Origin of the sequence: Leptolyngbya sp. 'hensonii' (genome assembly GCF_001939115.1) — a bacterium.
GTDB lineage: Bacteria > Cyanobacteriota > Cyanobacteriia.
Genome location: NZ_MQTZ01000041.1, coordinates 38,713 through 54,825 on the forward strand (window position 1 = coordinate 38,713; position 16,113 = coordinate 54,825).

General features: G+C 53.6%; 15 protein-coding genes. 6 read left to right on the top strand and 9 right to left on the bottom strand.

Going from position 1 to position 16,113, the window contains the following annotated elements; translation table 11 throughout:
* Window positions 1-71: 71 nt before the first annotated feature.
* The 4 genes from BST81_RS12095 to BST81_RS12110 all read right to left on the bottom strand — a co-directional run bounded on the left by BST81_RS12095 (window position 72) and on the right by BST81_RS12110 (window position 4,411).
* The gene (locus BST81_RS12095) at window positions 72-1,313 is read right to left on the bottom strand and encodes a polysaccharide biosynthesis/export family protein (RefSeq protein WP_253188260.1); all 1,242 of its coding nucleotides are present in this window, start codon (window positions 1,311-1,313) and stop codon (window positions 72-74) included.
* 233 nt (window positions 1,314-1,546) lie between these two features.
* A complete protein-coding gene (locus BST81_RS12100) occupies window positions 1,547-2,260 on the bottom strand; it encodes a cyanoexosortase B system-associated protein (protein WP_075598766.1) in 714 nt (237 codons plus the stop codon).
* A 29-nt stretch (window positions 2,261-2,289) separates the two neighbouring features.
* On the bottom strand, window positions 2,290-3,171 hold the full coding sequence (gene crtB, locus BST81_RS12105) for a cyanoexosortase B (RefSeq protein WP_075598767.1): 882 nt from the start codon (window positions 3,169-3,171) through the stop codon (window positions 2,290-2,292).
* A 55-nt stretch (window positions 3,172-3,226) separates the two neighbouring features.
* The gene (locus tag BST81_RS12110) at window positions 3,227-4,411 is read right to left on the bottom strand and encodes a DegT/DnrJ/EryC1/StrS family aminotransferase (protein ID WP_075598768.1); all 1,185 of its coding nucleotides are present in this window, start codon (window positions 4,409-4,411) and stop codon (window positions 3,227-3,229) included.
* A gap of 161 nt (window positions 4,412-4,572) precedes the next feature.
* On the opposite strand from BST81_RS12110, the gene BST81_RS12115 reads away from it, so the two are divergent.
* Window positions 4,573-4,905 (top strand): Dethiobiotin synthetase, encoded by a 333-nt coding sequence (locus BST81_RS12115; protein WP_075598769.1) that lies wholly within the window; start codon window positions 4,573-4,575, stop codon window positions 4,903-4,905.
* A 4-nt stretch (window positions 4,906-4,909) separates the two neighbouring features.
* On the opposite strand, the gene BST81_RS12120 is transcribed toward BST81_RS12115, so the two are convergent.
* The 4 genes from BST81_RS12120 to BST81_RS12135 form a co-directional block, all read right to left on the bottom strand.
* Entirely contained in the window at window positions 4,910-5,482 is a 573-nt protein-coding gene (locus tag BST81_RS12120) for a hypothetical protein (RefSeq protein ID WP_216351313.1), read from the bottom strand.
* Between the two features lie 129 nt (window positions 5,483-5,611).
* The gene (locus BST81_RS12125) at window positions 5,612-6,658 is read right to left on the bottom strand and encodes an alcohol dehydrogenase catalytic domain-containing protein (protein ID WP_075598771.1); all 1,047 of its coding nucleotides are present in this window, start codon (window positions 6,656-6,658) and stop codon (window positions 5,612-5,614) included.
* An 89-nt stretch (window positions 6,659-6,747) separates the two neighbouring features.
* Window positions 6,748-8,610 carry an ATP-dependent zinc metalloprotease FtsH gene (gene ftsH4, locus BST81_RS12130; protein WP_075598772.1) on the bottom strand — a complete coding sequence of 621 codons (1,863 nt, stop codon included), beginning with the start codon at window positions 8,608-8,610 and terminating at the stop codon, window positions 6,748-6,750.
* A 122-nt stretch (window positions 8,611-8,732) separates the two neighbouring features.
* Window positions 8,733-8,936, bottom strand: coding sequence for a DUF2949 domain-containing protein (locus tag BST81_RS12135; protein WP_075598773.1), 204 nt, complete (start codon window positions 8,934-8,936; stop codon window positions 8,733-8,735).
* A 318-nt stretch (window positions 8,937-9,254) separates the two neighbouring features.
* On the opposite strand from BST81_RS12135, the gene BST81_RS12140 reads away from it, so the two are divergent.
* Window positions 9,255-9,800 (top strand): SH3 domain-containing protein, encoded by a 546-nt coding sequence (locus BST81_RS12140; RefSeq protein WP_075598774.1) that lies wholly within the window; start codon window positions 9,255-9,257, stop codon window positions 9,798-9,800.
* A 20-nt stretch (window positions 9,801-9,820) separates the two neighbouring features.
* A complete protein-coding gene (locus tag BST81_RS12145; protein ID WP_075598775.1) occupies window positions 9,821-10,843 on the top strand; it encodes a tetratricopeptide repeat protein in 1,023 nt (340 codons plus the stop codon).
* Between the two features lie 122 nt (window positions 10,844-10,965).
* On the opposite strand, the gene BST81_RS12150 is transcribed toward BST81_RS12145, so the two are convergent.
* Window positions 10,966-12,864: a DNA polymerase III subunit gamma/tau gene (locus BST81_RS12150; protein ID WP_363079938.1), complete on the bottom strand. Its 1,899-nt coding sequence runs from the start codon at window positions 12,862-12,864 to the stop codon at window positions 10,966-10,968.
* Window positions 12,865-12,949: 85 nt separating this feature from the next.
* Between BST81_RS12150 and BST81_RS12155 the strand changes: the two genes are divergently transcribed.
* From BST81_RS12155 to BST81_RS12165, 3 genes are all read left to right on the top strand, one after another.
* Window positions 12,950-13,402 (top strand): DUF2127 domain-containing protein, encoded by a 453-nt coding sequence (locus BST81_RS12155; protein WP_171974744.1) that lies wholly within the window; start codon window positions 12,950-12,952, stop codon window positions 13,400-13,402.
* Window positions 13,403-13,470: 68 nt separating this feature from the next.
* Window positions 13,471-14,037 carry a Uma2 family endonuclease gene (locus BST81_RS12160; protein WP_075598776.1) on the top strand — a complete coding sequence of 189 codons (567 nt, stop codon included), beginning with the start codon at window positions 13,471-13,473 and terminating at the stop codon, window positions 14,035-14,037.
* 143 nt (window positions 14,038-14,180) lie between these two features.
* On the top strand, window positions 14,181-16,109 hold the full coding sequence (locus BST81_RS12165; RefSeq protein WP_171974745.1) for a DUF3857 domain-containing protein: 1,929 nt from the start codon (window positions 14,181-14,183) through the stop codon (window positions 16,107-16,109).
* The last annotated feature ends 4 nt before the right edge of the window (window positions 16,110-16,113 follow it).

Genomic DNA, 16,113 nt, shown 5'->3' on the forward strand with positions numbered 1-16,113 from the left:
TTTAATTTTGAATTTCTCTTTAAGGTATCCCAGACTTGACAAATAATCAGCCATTTGGCAAGGGTTCTTCATCATCGGTTTGTACCTGTGGGTCGGAACAGATTACCTGCACTATTAGCCAGGGAATCAAAGAAGAGGAGGAATCCCAGAATATCCCGGAACGGTTGAGTGAAAACCCCTAATGCATAGGTAATCTGGGCCACCAGATTTCGACCAATGATAATCACATCGTTATTCTGGAGGGGGACATTCTGGCTGATATCTCCCCGTAACAGGCTTTCCCCGTTAATTTGTCGAGTGACCGCTTTCCCCTGTTCCGGGTCAAATCGCACCAGCGCAATACTGCCCAGATCGGCTACGTCAGGATTTGGCCCAATTGCAGTCAGAGCATCCAGAAAAGTACTTCCATTATTCAGACGCAAGACTCCTACCGTACTACCGGGGTAACTCAGGATGCGAATGCTGATCAGGGGTTGAGCCAGGGTAGATCGGGAAACCAGATCCCGATCGTAATCCTGAATTGCGCCTGCGGTCAGCCTGGGAACGACGACGACATCCCGATCTTGCAGATTTAGATCGGGCATGGCATCCCCGTTTTTCAGGGGGGTGAATAAGTCAATTGTTTGTTCCACAAAACTGCCATCCAACAGGGGACGCCGAATCTTCACAGCCCGTAGATCAGCTTGGTCTGTCGTGCCTCCGGCGGCCAGCAGGGCGGTAGAGATCCGCAGAAATCCAACTCCTCTTCCTGCCCCACTCAGGGCATAAAAACCGGGCTCACTCACTTCCCCCACGATCGTCACCTGCACAGGTCGCGGTCCAGCCAGGGCAACAGTTACGATCGGATCAATGATGTAGCGGTCCAGATCGGTTCGGATCCGCTCCCTGGCTTCCTCCAGGCTGAGTCCTTCCAATGGAACTCGCCCCAGGAGCGGCATGGTGATTTTGCCTTCCGGATCAATGATGGATTGGGTGGACAAGTCAGTAAATCGCTGGACCGTAACAGTAACCGTGTCCCCAATGCCCAAACGATAAATCGCTAATGGGGTTTTGGGCTTTTCCACCGGTAATTGGGATGGCCCTGTTGGGGTTTGGGAGGAACCTGGTGTGGGAAGTTCTCCCCGCTCTCGCAATCGCTGTCTGGCCTCTTCCAGTAACTCCAGGGTGGTGGGGCGGCGGGAGGGCACAGGTGGGCGATCGCCGGTTGAAGGTTTGGCCGGAACTGGGGCTGGAGAGGGGGGAGCCACCTCAACCGGTTTAGGCCCAGGCGTGGGTGACGGATTTGGGGGCAGGGGTGTAGAACGCTGATTCAAATTAGGGAGCTGCCCCAAAGCTGGAGATGAAAATAGTCGGAAATTAACCCCCCAAAAAGCAGTTCCCCAGCAGATCACTGTGACTCCTGTATGTAAACTAGTCAGGAGAGCAGCTTGAGCGCGACGCAACAGGAAAACAGGCACACCAGGCATAGGCAAGAAGGGGCTAAGGATTGAATTTTGGATTTGAATTCAGTTCAGTTATAAACTCAAACTTCAAAATTCCATCCATCTTATTTCAAAGGTCCTGACATCAGGGCAGACTGAACAGCTTGTCCTAAAGACTGAGCTGTCGGAAGAACCTGATCGATGTTTCCCAGCGGTTCGATCGGAATCAGGATAGAAACAGCAACCCAGGGAAGCCGAACACCCCGAAGTTGGGCGGCCTGATCAGTCCAAAACCACTGGCTGGGGGAGGGACTTCCCCCACCAGGCCAGGCATACCACTGGCTCAGGGCATAGGTCTGACGATCGTTCCAGGCTCGCAGAAAACGAAACTCCACCTGTTTGTCTGAGGATGCCGCCAGGGAAAAAGAAGATTTTTTGAGGGAATCTGTTTCCCACCGTTGAGATCCAATGATATCTGTCCACTCAACCTGCGGCTGGCTCACAGTTCCTTCCTGGGGCAGCAAAAGCAGGTCGATTTTGTCCCCTTCCAGTCCAGGCCGCTTGGCAGAAGCTGGAATTCCAACCTCCTGTAAGATCCACTTATGCCCTCCCAACTTGATGACCTGATAGTTTAGGGTAGGCCATCCCACAAGGGTGAGCCCCTGTTTTCGCAGGTTCTGCAATTCCTTCAGGGCAGTAACTTGGGGGACACGCTGCCAGGGCCATTTGCCTCCCAGATACCCCGGAACAGCACCGATCCCAACCAGAAGGACTAGGAGCAATAGGATGACCGATCGGGACAGGGGAAGGTTCTGAAGGCGTTTGGGCAGGGACATCATCGCTTACTTCGTATATCACACCATTAGTTTTAACTCTGATCCGGTACAGGATCAGGAAATAGCCGTTCAATCCCGATCAGAATTGGAATCAGCAGGAGCAGCATACAGGCTGAATACAGATCACCGCCCCAACTGTCATGGAACCAGGCAAACAGGCTATCCCGACCTGTACCATGCATAAAGGTGAGCAGGGTATTGCGAATGATGTTAGCCAAGACACTCATCAGGGCTGTGCTAACCAGGAACAGGGTCACCCGGGCTCGGGAATGTAAATCCTCCCGCCAGAAGAGTAACATTAGCCCGACATAGAGACTGGTAAATAGCATTTTGAGGCCAGCACAGTGGGGAGCCACTTCAACAATGCGATCACCCACATAGAGCGCGATATCCCTGACTGTGACATCCAGTCGCAACTGATGCAAAATAAAGCCAGCCATGCCAGCAATAAATCGTTGCAAAGGAAAGGTATAAGGCTCAATTAAATAGGGCATAGAAGTTGGCGTAGCCAGGAACACCAACAGCAGGGAAAAAGCCTGTAACTTCAGCCCTGACAAGCCTTTCAACCAGAGACAGAGCCCTGCCAGGACAATGGGCAGAGACAGGTTGACCAGGTTAGACAGGCTACTCAGGTAGAAAACAGCCCCCAGAGCCATTAAGCCCAGCCCTATGGGAGAGGATCTCTGGGGGAGAGCTTGCCAACGATCGCGATTCAGCCAGCAGATATAAGCTGCAAAGGGAAACCCGATAATGCCATGGCTGAAATACTCATGTTCCAGACTGATACTTTTGTTCAGCCACCCATCGTACCAGTGGATAATCAGGGGCGCATACAAAAGCAACAACAGAGCCACGATCGCGCCATCCATCAGATAGCGTTCAATCGAGATCGGAATCTTTCGTCCAACATGCATAGGTGTTCCTCAATAGGGTCTGCTTAAAGGAATCGCTCAATAAGCCTGACTGAGATTAAACCGGACTGGTGGTATAAACACTCCGACGGGAAGTTTCGGCTGGATAGAGGGCAGAGTCGATCGCTGTCACCACCCGCTCTACCTGCTCCCCGGTCATGCCGGGATACATGGGCAGGGAAAGGATTTCATGACTGAGGGCTTCTGCCTTAGGAAAATCTCCGACGCCGTAGCCCAGATCATGGTAAGCCGGTTGCAAGTGACAGGGAATGGGGTAATGAATGCCTGTTTGAATCCCTGCGGCTGAAAGCGCCTCTTGTAGAATAGTTCGATCGATCAGACAGGATGCCCCAATCCGAATCACATATAAATGATAGACGTGACCTGTGCCACTTTGGTTTTGTATGGGCTCAAGCCCACTGGCCTGCAAAGGTTGGAGCAGGGCATCATATTGCTGAGCAATCTCATTGCGAGCCTGGTTCCAGCCAGCCAGGTAGGGCAGCTTGAGCTTAAGCACTGCCGCCTGCAAAGTATCCAGACGACTATTAATGCCGTAGTCGGTATGGATATATTTACGGGGTGATCCGTAATTTCGCAGCGATCGCACGGTCTGGGCAATGATTTCATCTTGAGTTACGACCATGCCACCATCTCCGATCGCCCCCAGGTTCTTACTGGGATAGAAGCTAAAGGCAGCTGCAACCCCGATCGCCCCGGCCCGATATCCTTCCCGCTCTGCCATATGGGCCTGTGCTGCATCTTCAAAAATCAGCAGATCGTAAGAACTGGCCAGATCTAGCAACTGTCGGGGGGAAACCATCTGACCATAGAGATGGACGGGAACGATCGCTCGGGTTTTGGGGGTAATCCGTTTTTCAGCAGCGACCAGATCAATCAGTGCGGTGGTTGGGTCACAGTCAACCAGAATGGGGGTTGCACCGGTCTGTAGCACCCCGATCAGGGTGGCAATAAACGTGTTTGTGGGCAAGAGAACCTCATCACCTGGGCCAATGCCACAGGCCCTCAATCCCAGAGCAATAGCTTCCGTTCCTGAAGCAACACCAATCCCATAAGGAACATTACAGGCAGCCGCGAAAGCAACCTCAAAATCAGAGACAGCCTGCCCCAAAATAAAATCTCCTCGTTCGAGAAGAGCCTGAACCTGTTGGGTAATTTCGGCCTGAATCGGGTCATGCTGGAAGGACAGGTCCACGAATGGAACAATGGCTGCGCTGTTACTCATAGGAAAAAATCAAAGAAGGGGAAAAATTGACAAAGGAGCCACACTACATCTATTCCAGTTTTAACTGGTCTATCATGAGTAACTTACACTGACCGAGCAGGGTCCGTATTAAAGTATTGATGAATTTATGCGGAAAGTAATCTTCAATTAATTTGCATCCTATGGATTACGAAACGGCCCGGAGTCTTTTGATGCGTGAGGGAACTGTAACGGAAGCAAACCCTAATTCCTTCCTGGCTCGACTGCAGCAGGGGCAGCCTCCTATCCCTGGCCAGGTCACTTCAATTTTGCTGGCTCTGAAAGTTCTGGTGGATGCATTGCAGGGCAAGACACAGATTGAACGGGAATTAGCCTACTGTCTGTATCTTCTGGCCTGGGATAGTCGGCGACAATTTGAGGCTAAACGAAGGGACGGACTGGGCTGGCCACCGCTTTTGGATGAAGACCTGAGCCGTATTGCTACTGCGGTAGAAAGCATTTTTGCTGGCAGATAACGTCTTAAAGACGGCGCTCTCGCAGTTCGGCCTCCAGAACCCCTGCATCTTCCTTCAGCAACACGGTAATTTGTCCGGTGTAGGAATATCCTTTGGGACTCTTGGCAATTTCTGTCCAATAGGCATATCGTTCACCCACTCGCAGTTCTCCTTGCAACGCCGCAATCAGGGGCCGCACCTGATTCACTGACTGACTCAGGGCTGCCGGATTCGGGTAGGTGAGAACGGGTCTGGCCCGATTGTAATCTTGATAAATGTCCAAGCCATAAAGGATGCGGAGGGATTCCTCCAGACGATCGGTAGTAACCTTATTGACCATATCGAACAGCGAGAATTGCTCAGTTCGAATAATCTCTGAATTAGGAGTGGGTCTGATTCTGCCAGGGGGAAGAACGGATGCCTGGAAAATATAGCGCCGGGCTGGTGTATCGCTGCGCCGGACAACCAGCACCTCTCCAGTTGCCCCCTGTAAGGTCGGATTGCCCTTGATCCAGGCTGCGACTTCATCGGCTGTCTGACCTGGGAGGGCCAGAGCCCGCCCACTCAGCAGAGGCAGCATCCCTAAAGAGAGACCCATTGACAACCACCTGATCATAGTAAACCTCCCGACGTAAGCCTGTTTTGTCCACAAACTATAGCCTTTGACTCAGGAAATTGACTACTATGGAAGGCTTTAAATTGCCAATCTGTGGAGATGCCATCGATATTATGGGAATGGATGGATGGCCACTTTAACCACCCGTCGCTGGGCCATGTCCTGAAATACTTGCTCCAAGTCTTGCAGGGGACGATGCTCCGTAATCAGCAAGTCAAAGGGAAGGGCACGACTGGCCAGGAGAGCCAGAGCGGCCCGGACATGGGTGGGGGTGTTGTGGAAGACCCCTTTGAGAGTCAGCTCACTATAATGTAACTGTTCCGTGCTCACCGTAATGCAGGTATCGCGGGGACAACCGCCAAACAGATTAACTGTAGCTCCCGGACGGCCACAGGCGATCGCCGTTTCCCAGACACTGGGCACCCCAGTTGCTTCAATCACCACATCGGCTCCCCAGCCTTCCGTGAATGCTTTAACCGTCGCTGGGATATCAGTTACCTGTCGATGGTTGAACGTTTGTGCTGCCCCGAATTGACGGCCAATCTCTAGGCGTTGATCACTCCCCCCAAACAGGAACACCTGCGGACGGGGAACAGAATTGGAACCAGAGACTAGAGCTGCCACGAACATGAGCCCGATCGCCCCGTCTCCCAAAACCACCACCCGATCGCCCGGTCGCACATTGGAGCGGGCCACTCCATGCAGCACACAGGCCAGTGGTTCTGTCAGGGCGGCCAGGGCCTCCGATAATCCGGCTGGAATGGGTAACAGGTTCTGTTCCACGATCGGAGCCGGGATGTTCAGATATTCCGCAAAGGTGCCGTTATTAAAGACCAGGTTGGGGCAGAGGGAATATTCCTGACGGTGGCAAAAAAAGCAGTGCAGACAGGGGGCAGAGTTATTGGCGACCACCCGATCGCCCACCTGCCAGCCTGCTACCCCCTCTCCCAGGGCTACAATCTCACCAGCAGCTTCATGGCCAAACAGGGTGGGGGGTCGGAGCATACGGGCATGTCCTCCCCGTCGCCAGACTTTTAAATCGGTGCCGCAGGTCGTCGCTGCCACCACCCGGATGACCACTTCTCCCGGTCCTGGTGTTGGATCGGGAACCGTTTCCAGACGTAGATTGGTTTGACCGTAAAGCAGAGCTGCTAACATTGCTATCCATTCCACAAAAAATAGGTCCACGATCGTGGACCTATTTCAGATTAAATGAATTTGTATGCCCCTCAGGGAATCCAGTTGATTTAACCTGCTGCTGCCGGTTGCTTCACCTGACTCAGGAGTTGATGCAGGGTTTCTCCTTCAATGACCTCCGTTTCCAGAAGCTTGACCGAAATCTGCTCCAGCAAGTCCCGGTTGGTCTCCAGGATATCGAGAGCCCGCTGATGGGCTTGCTCGACGATTTCCTTCACTTCCTGGTCGATCGCCTCAGCGGTGCGATCGCTGACTGAGCGCCGGGGGTTAGACATCCCATCCCCCAAAAACATCGCCTGCTGACCTTTCTCATAGGCCAGGGGACCCAGCACCTTGCTCATGCCGTAGGTTGTGACCATGCGCTCGGCCAGATCGGTGGCCCGTTGCAGGTCATTCGAGGCTCCAGTGGTGATACTGCCAAAGACAATCTCCTCCGCCGATCGGCCCCCCAGGAGGGTAGCAATCTGGCCCCGAATCTCAGCCTCATCCATAAGAAAGCGGTCCTCCGTAGGCAACTGCAGGGTATAGCCCAGGGCGGCCATGCCGCGCGGAATAATGGAAATCTTTTCCACCTTGCCACTTCCTGGAGTCAGGTATCCGACTAGGGCATGACCCACTTCGTGGTAAGCGACGATCTTCTTCTCTTTATCATTGAGAACCCGGCTCTTCTTCTCCAGCCCTGCGACCACCCGTTCGATCGCCTCATTCAAATCAGCCTGACTCACAGCTTCCCGCCGGAACCGGGCCGCCAGGAGTGCGGCTTCATTCACCAGATTGGCCAAGTCTGCGCCAGCAAAGCCAGGGGTACGGGTTGCGATCGCCTTCAGATTGACATCTGCGCCCAACTTCACCTTCTGGGCATGGATCTTGAGGATAGCCTCCCGACCTGCTAAATCCGGTCGATCGACCAGCACCTGGCGATCGAACCGCCCAGGACGCAACAGCGCAGGGTCGAGAGTTTCAGGCCGGTTGGTGGCCGCCAGCACAATCACTGTCTGCTGTCCGGCAGCAAACCCATCCATTTCCGTCAGCAACTGGTTCAGGGTCTGTTCCCGCTCGTCATTGCCCCCGTAGAAGCCGCTGCTGCTACGGGACTTACCGATCGCATCCAATTCATCAATGAAGACGATGCAGGGAGCCTGTTTCTTCGCCTGTTCAAACAGATCTCGGACTCGGGACGATCCGACACCGACAAATAATTCCACAAACTCAGAGCCAGAAATGCTGAAGAAGGGGACTCCGGCTTCCCCAGCCACCGCCTTCGCCAACAGAGTTTTCCCGGTGCCCGGAGGACCTACCAGCAGCACCCCCTTGGGAATGCGGGCTCCAATCTGGGTAAACCGACCGGGAGTCTTGAGGAAGTCTACAATCTCCACCAATTCCGTCTTGGCTTCTTCGACGCCAGCCACATCATTGAACGTGGTGCGAGCCGATTCCCCTTCAACATAGACTTTGGCCTTGCTTTTCCCGATCGACAGTGCACCCTGAGGACCACCCCCGCGTCCAGCAAAAAACTGCAGGATTCCAACAAAAATTAAGGGGGGAATCACCCAACCCAACACGCTGGTGAACCAACCATTCCTAGCCGGTGGAGGAGCCCCAAACTCAACCCCCTTTTCTTCCAACAATTTGGGCAATTGCAAGTCGAAAATGGGCGTGGTGGCAAAAACCTGACCGGCTTGGTCGTTCTCTCCCTTCAACTGATAACGAATCTCATTCTGCCCCACAGAGGCCCGTGAGACTTGCTGTTCCTGCACCTGATGGATAAACAGGCTGTAGGGAACCCGGGGAATCTGGGGCCCAAACAGATTGGGTAGGAAGAGATTGACCAGCAAAAAGATGCCTGAAAGGAGCAGTAGCACGTTGCCAATCAGACGGGCACGGGGAGGTCGATCCTGATTTTTAATGGGCATGGTTGTTTTAATCCTTGGATGTCAAGAGCATCATTTTAGAGACGTTGCCTGCAGTGCCTGTGCGGGTTCATCCCCATTTGGGAGGGGTGAAGTTAGTAGCAGGATAAGTTGCGCCCATACTCCTAACTTAAGGGGGGCACAGCAGCCAACCAGTCAAAAATCCGGTCTAATTCCTCCAGTCTAACCAGCCCATACTGCCAAAGTGAGATCGGGAGCAGGCTGGCACCGTCTTCACAATGCTTGAGGGCAAGGGCGATCGCCGCTGCTGGAATGGACAGTTCCTCCTGTAGAAAAGTAATTAAGCGATCGGTCCTGGAGGCATTCATAGTAAATCCATACTAATCAGGGTAAGGAGTGTTCTGGAAAAAGACCCAATTAAACGACGAAGGGCACTGCGGGCTAAGCTGGGAGTTATCAGCCTGTCATAATTTAGGGCCAACAGATCGGAAAGGTCATCAGACTATGGACTTGTGATCTAATATTAATTTTTGCAACTTTCTCTCAGAAAGACATCCTGGCCAGGGTGGTGAAAACCGTAACAGCGGGCTCCAGATTATTACGGATTTCTGATCAGTCCAGGGAGCAGCGGGGTTTTGCGGCTAAGCTATCGGCAGGATTTGAGCAATATCAGGAGGAATTCCAGCATGTCTAAAACTCTGACTATGATGAAGCGGCTCACTGGCAAGTTCGTTTTGGCTGTTGCAGCTACTGCTGTTGTTTTAGTTGGTTCTGTCTTTCCGGCTCTGGCTGGAGAGGGAATTCTGAAGGCGGATGATCCGAAAGCCCAAATCAATTTGAGAGAAAGTGCCAGCACCAGTTCTCGTAGTCTGGGTTATGGGCTGGTGGGCGATCGGGTCACCACTCTAGACCAGGTGAAGGGCACAGATGGCTATGTTTGGTATAAGGTGAAATTTCCCAAATCAGGGTCTGTGGGCTGGGTTCGAGGGGATTTTGTCCAGGTTGTGACCCCAGAAGGAATCCTGCAGGCCGAAGATCCACAGGCGCAAATCAACCTGCGACAGGATGCTAACCCCAACTCTACCAAGCTGGGGTATGGGGTCGTGGGCGATCGGGTGCTCATTCTGGGATCAAAGAAAGGGACAGATAACTACACCTGGTATAAGGTGAAATTTCCCAAGTCAGGGGCTGTGGGCTGGATTCGGGGCACATTTTTGCGAGTTACTCAATAACGTGATGATTGGAGTTTCCTATGACTGCGGTACCTTCTCCCCAGCCCCCTACGCCTAAGCGTCGTTCCTTTCCCTGGTGGGCCTACATCTTACTCTTTTTGGGCGGATGTACGGGCTTCGGCATGCTTCTAAATGCTCAGGAGGAACAACAGTATGACAAGGCCCTCAAAGCCTACCAAGCTGGAGATTGTGAAACAGCACTGAAGGAATTCAATCAGCTCCTGAAAGGCAAATCAGCCGGGAATAAGTCCGATCGGGTCACCAGTGCACGGGCCAAGAAAGCTGAGTGTGATGCCCTGGGCCTGGGCGAAGTTCAACAAAAAGCGGGTAAGCCCGATCAGGCGATCGTCCGTTACACTAACTTCGCAGCCAGCTACCCCAGCAGTCCCTTGCGGGGAAAGGTTCAACAGAGCATGACTGAACTGTTCCAGAAAGGGGATCTGAAAAAACTGGCCCAACCAGGAGTATGCAACAAACTGAAGGTGCTCATCGATCAGAAACTCGTTCCTGACCCCCAGAAAAACGGACCTCCTTTTTATCAAGCCTGCGGCCAGCAATTGGAGGCCAAAAAGCAGTACACCGATGCCGTCAAGATTTACGAGATGTTTCTGGCCCAATATCCCAAGCATGCGCTGGAACCTCAGATTAAGGCAGCCCTGGCCCGATCGCTGGTGGCAGAAGCCAGGGCTGCAGGGGCGGGAAATATTCCAGCACCGGGAGTCAGCGGTTACTCGGGTTCTGGTGCCACCACAGTCGTGATCCAGAATGAGACTCCCAACAAGTTGCGTATCGTTTTCAGCGGTCCCCAGCCAAGATTTGAGGAATTGGCCCCCTGCCCCAATTGTGTCAAGTTTAAGGGCCGGGGTCCAAGCGGTTGTCCCAATAAAGGACCCGTGGGGACCTATACCCTCAAGCCGGGGAACTACGATGTGGTGGTGAAAACCGAGGGTGGCAATGCCCTTCCCTTTACGGGGAAATGGGCTTTGGGAGACGGCAGCGAGTACAACAGTTGTTTCTTTATTGTGCAGCGATCGAGCTCGTAGGAGAACCGATGGAAAATGTGAACTGGATGGATCTGCTTCCGGCGGGGCTGGCGATTGCCATTCTGCTCGGTGGGATGCTGATGATGTTTACCGGTATCTGGACGGCCCGGAACAAGTAGTCCCTAAAAGGGAACGTCATCCTCGTCATCCTCAACTGTACCGTCTGCACCCGCTGCGAGGGGATTGGACGTGGAGCGATCGCTGTCCTTGCTCATCGGGCTGATATCCCCATCCAGATCCACAATCTGGCCGTTGAACAGATAAGCCAGGTTCTTGGCTGCCCGTGTTACTTCATCTTCCTCCCACGATGGAGGGGGTGGGGAAGTATCGGTTGGGATTTGGGGCGGCGGAGTCGGAGCAGGAGACTGGCGGAGCTTTGGAGGAGTTGGGTCTGAAGATACGATTGGACCCACCATGGATGCAGTCGGAGCCCCGTTGCCTGGGGATTGGGCCTCTTCTGGGACATACACTTCCAGCTTGACCTTAATCGGGCGGTTCAGGACTTCAGCGAACCCCTTTTCAATCCGTTCCTGCTGTTTCTGGGCTTTTGTCATCAGGGTCTGGGGCACTCCAATGCGGGCCTCATTGCCCGTGACAGCCAGGAGGTGACCATGCCCTTTGAGCAAGCCCTTGGTGATGGGCGGGATCCGATCCAGCACTCCCTGCCAAATCTGGAGCAGATCACCGGACTGAGGGGGTATAGCTGGTTGGCCGGTGGCAGTTGCTGGCGTCGATCGAGCAGCCACGGGAGAACTGACCACCGGCGGCTTTTCTACTGGGGTCGAAGGCACCGGCGTTGATGAAGGAGCAGAACGGACTTCCGGGGGAGGACTCTGACGCAGATTGACGGATTGGGGGGCAGGGGCCGATCGGGCTTCGAGGGATAATGCCCCCACCAGAATCACCTCTAGCCAGAGCCGGGGCTGGGTGGAGTGTTTCAACTGCCCTTCATTGGTCCGCAGATGCTCCTGGGTGGCCAGAATCGTCGAGAGATCAAGGGCCTGAGCCAGGTGCCCCATCTGCTCCCAGGTGGGATCGGTAACCGCAACCAAATCTTTGCGATCAGGGGCGGTTTTGGCAATCATCAAATCCCGATAAAAACTCACCAGATTCTGCAAGACAATGATTGGTTCTCGACCACAGTCCAGCAGGTGACGGGTGTGTTCCAGGACAGGGATGGGGTCATGGTGGGCGATCGCAATGGCTAGGGCCAGCAAATCCCGTTCGGGCACGGCCCCGACCAGATCCCAGACCCGCTCCACCGTCACCTGACCGGCCAGCAAACTGAGCTGATCCAGCAGACTCTCCGCATCCCGTAAGCCCCCCTGAGCCACTTGGGCCACCAGTTGTAAGGCATCGGGATGAATGTCGATTGACTCTTGGGTGGCAATCTCCGTCAGATGGTTAACCATTGCCTGCAACTCAATCCGCCGGAAGTCGAAGCGCTGACAGCGGGAGATAATCGTGGGCAGTACCCGCTGGGGGTCAGTGGTAGCCAGCACGAACACGACCCGATCGGGTGGCTCCTCCAGGGTCTTCAAGAGAGCATTGAAAGAGGCATTGCTGAGCATATGACACTCATCAATCGCGTAGACCTTGTAGCGACATTGCACCGGGGCAAACTGAGCCCGTTCGATCAGTTCCCGAATGTTGTCTACACCAGTATTACTGGCGGCATCAATCTCGATCACGTCCAGGGCATTGCCCTTCGTGATCGCCAGACAGACCTCACAGACCCCGCAGGGCTGTTCTGTGGGCACTGGACTGGCCAGACAGTTGAGGGACTTGGCCAGAATGCGGGCACTGGAGGTTTTGCCGGTGCCTCTAGCTCCAGTGAACAGATAGGCAGGGGCGATTTTCTGCTGTCGCAGAGCATTGGTGAGGGTGGCCGCGATCGCTTCCTGCCCCACTAATTCAGCAAAAGTCTGGGGGCGATATTTATGGTGGAGCGGTTCGTAGGTCACAATGCTGGAGAGCAAATGGTTTTCTGTGGCTCGATCGTAGCACCTGGGATCTGGCAAATTTTTAGGATGTGTGGACCCAGAGTGTAGTGGAACCGAGAAAAATTTGCTGTAATTTTGATACAGTTCTATTCCGCTTCCGGCTTTGGCTCGCTTGTTTCAGCGTCATCCGAAGGGTTTACTGATTCTGATTGCCTACAAAGGGGGAACAGCCCTGTTCCTCTCGATCGTGTCGATCGCCCTTAACTTTGCCTGGATTCGCCATGCGGCTCTGTCGCAATACACCCTGACCAGCCATCGGTTCATCGTCACCTGGGTGCTGGAGCATCTGACGGAAATTCCCAACCACACCCTGCAGTACGGAGCGATCGCGGCTCTGTTGTACAGCGCTATTTCCGCGATCGAGGCGATCGGCCTCTGGTATGAGTGGGATTGGGCCCGCTGGCTGTTACTGCTGGGGGTGGGATTAAGCCTGCCCTTTGAGCTACTGGAAGTGGTGCGAAAGGTATCTGGGTTGAGGGTGCTGTTACTGGTGGCCAACAGTCTGGCCTTCTGGTACGTGCTGCGGCGGTTTCCCAAGCACAGCGAAAAGGAGTAGCAGCCACAAATCGGGTCTTGATCCAGTCTTGATACAATAGACGCAGGCATTCTGGAGGAGCAGACACAATGACAGTGGCAAAATCTGCATCTCTGACGCTGGAAGAGTTTCTCAAGCTCCCTGAAACCAAACCGGCCAGCGAATATGTCGAGGGTGAGATCATCCAGAAGCCCATGCCCAAAACTCGCCACTCCCGACTGCAAGGAAAGCTGATTGAGACCATTAATCGAGTTGTGGAAGTTGGTCAAATTGCCTATGCGTTTCCGGAGTTGCGCTGTACTTTTGGGGGGCAGTCCATTATTCCGGATATCGCAGTTCTGCGCTGGTCCCGGCTGGTGTTTGATGCTCAGGGGGAACCGATCGAGGATATGCAGATGGCACCGGACTGGACGATCGAAATCCTCTCCCCGAATCAGCGCAGCAATCGAGTCACCCGTAACATCCTGCATTGCCTGAATCACGGTTGTCAGATGGGTTGGTTGATTGACCCAGACGACTACTCTGTGCTGGTGTTTCAGCCCCAGCAGCAACCGAAATTTTGCCACCGCAGCGATGTCCTCACGGTTCTGGAGGGAATTGATCTGAACCTGACCGGAGAGCAGGTTTTTGCTTGGCTCAAGATGGGACCACCGTGAGAAATGCCTGCAAAATCCCCAGAAATGGGTAAAGTTTCCCTTAAATCTGGATTGTAAAATGCTTTTTCTGTAGTAAATTCACCCATAGGATTGACTATTCTACCAGGGGAACTTTACTTGCTATGCTGCACTACCAAAGACTTTTGGCAACCTCGCTACTGACCCTGCTGCTACCCAGTATCACGCTTCGATCGGCCAGTGCTGCAGATTTGCTGCAGATTGCTCCTCCTCAGACCCTGATCGCACAGCTCACCCTCCCCCTCGACCCCAGGTTCACGATCGTCCCCAACGATCCGCGTAAACGGCCCCTGGAAGACGTGCGCTATGAGGACTACCAGAGCCATTACACCCTCAATCCTGACTATACCTACACCCAGATCATCAGCACCCGCACCACCTTACTCACACCCAGCAGTCTGGAAGACTGGCAGCAGGAGAGCCGCTCCTACTATCCGGATACTCAAGATCTGGAACTGGTGGAAGCCTATGTCATCCAGCCAGATGGCAGGCGCATTGTCGTCACCCCAGACAATATTTTCACTCGCTCCGGTCAGACTTCCGAGGAGGCACCTGGGTTTGACAACAGCCTGACCACCACGGTGGTCTTTCCCAAATTACAGGTTGGTAGTCAGACCTATGTGAAATGGAAGTTTACCCAGAAAAAACCCTCGGTGGTCGGCTTCCACGACATTGATATGCCTGACTTCAGCTACAACAGTCGTCAGGAAGTCATTACAGTGACGATGCCAGCCAATCTGAAGCTGCGCTGGGCCAAGCAGGGAGACTATGTGGTGACGGATGAAATCAAAGGCAAGCAGCGGGTGTTAAAAGCAGTTCTAAAAAACTATCGGGGACGGCAACCTGAGCCGGGAATGACCAGTCCTATCGATGTCAGTCCTTTCTTTCTGGTCACCAATTTGGATCGGTGGGAAGATCTGGGGGCAATTTACTGGCGGCAGTCCCATGACAAGGTTCAGGTCACCCCTGAAATCAAAGTCCTGGCCGATCGGATCGTCGGGTCTAAAACAGGCATCGAAGCCGCACGGGCCATCTATAACTGGGTCACCCAGAACATTCAGTACACAGCGGTTTATCTGGATGAGGATGCCGGATGGGTGCCTCACCCGGTATCGGAGATCCTCAAAAATGGCTATGGGGACTGCAAAGATCATGTGGCCTTGATGCAGGCTCTGCTCCAGGCGAAGGGGATGGAAGCAGTGCCCGTCCTTATCGATCTGGGCAATCAGTACAGTATTCCCCCACTCCCCATCAGTCAGTTTAATCATGCGATCATTTATCTGCCCCAATTCCAGCTCTTTGCCGATCCGACCGATCGGTATGCCGCCTTTGGAGAATTGAGTCAGCCTCTGAGGAGCAAATTTGTCGTCCTGGCTACAGAGAAAGGCGCAACAGCCTTTACCCCTGCCTCCCAACCGCAACAGAACCGATATTTGTTCAATGGTATTGTCACCCTGAATCCAGATGGCACGATTCTGGGGCAGGCCCAGATTCAGGTTGTGGGTCAGGAGAGCAGCGATACCCGTGAATTGTTGACCAGCGATACCCCAGAACAACTAGCAGATGACATCCTGGCAGCTACCCCAGAAGGGGGCTACGGTTCCCTCCAGGCCAGTGACCTGAATAACTTGAATCAACCGATCCAGATTCGGGCCAACTGGACCAGCCCCTTAGCCATTGAGCTGGGTCCGCAGATCTACTTCCCAGTGCCAGAAGGATTAAATATCTCCCTACCTCAGGGATTCCGCAATTACATCAGTTACAGCGATCGACTCTATTCCCTGATGGTGGGCGCAGCCACAATGGAGTGGAATTACAGGATTCGTCTGCCTCAGGGCTATCAAGTGGGGCGACTGCCCACGGAGGTGAATTTCCAAAATGGGGCGGGAACCTACCAAAGTCGCTACCAGTGGGATGGAGAGGCGATCGTCGTGCAGCGGCAGTTAATCCTGAACAAGGATGTCTACCCAGCACAGGAATATCCAGAGTTTAAGGCATTGATTTATAAACCAATCAATGATTTTCGATCGGTCATTGTGCTGGACCGGCGGTAAAATC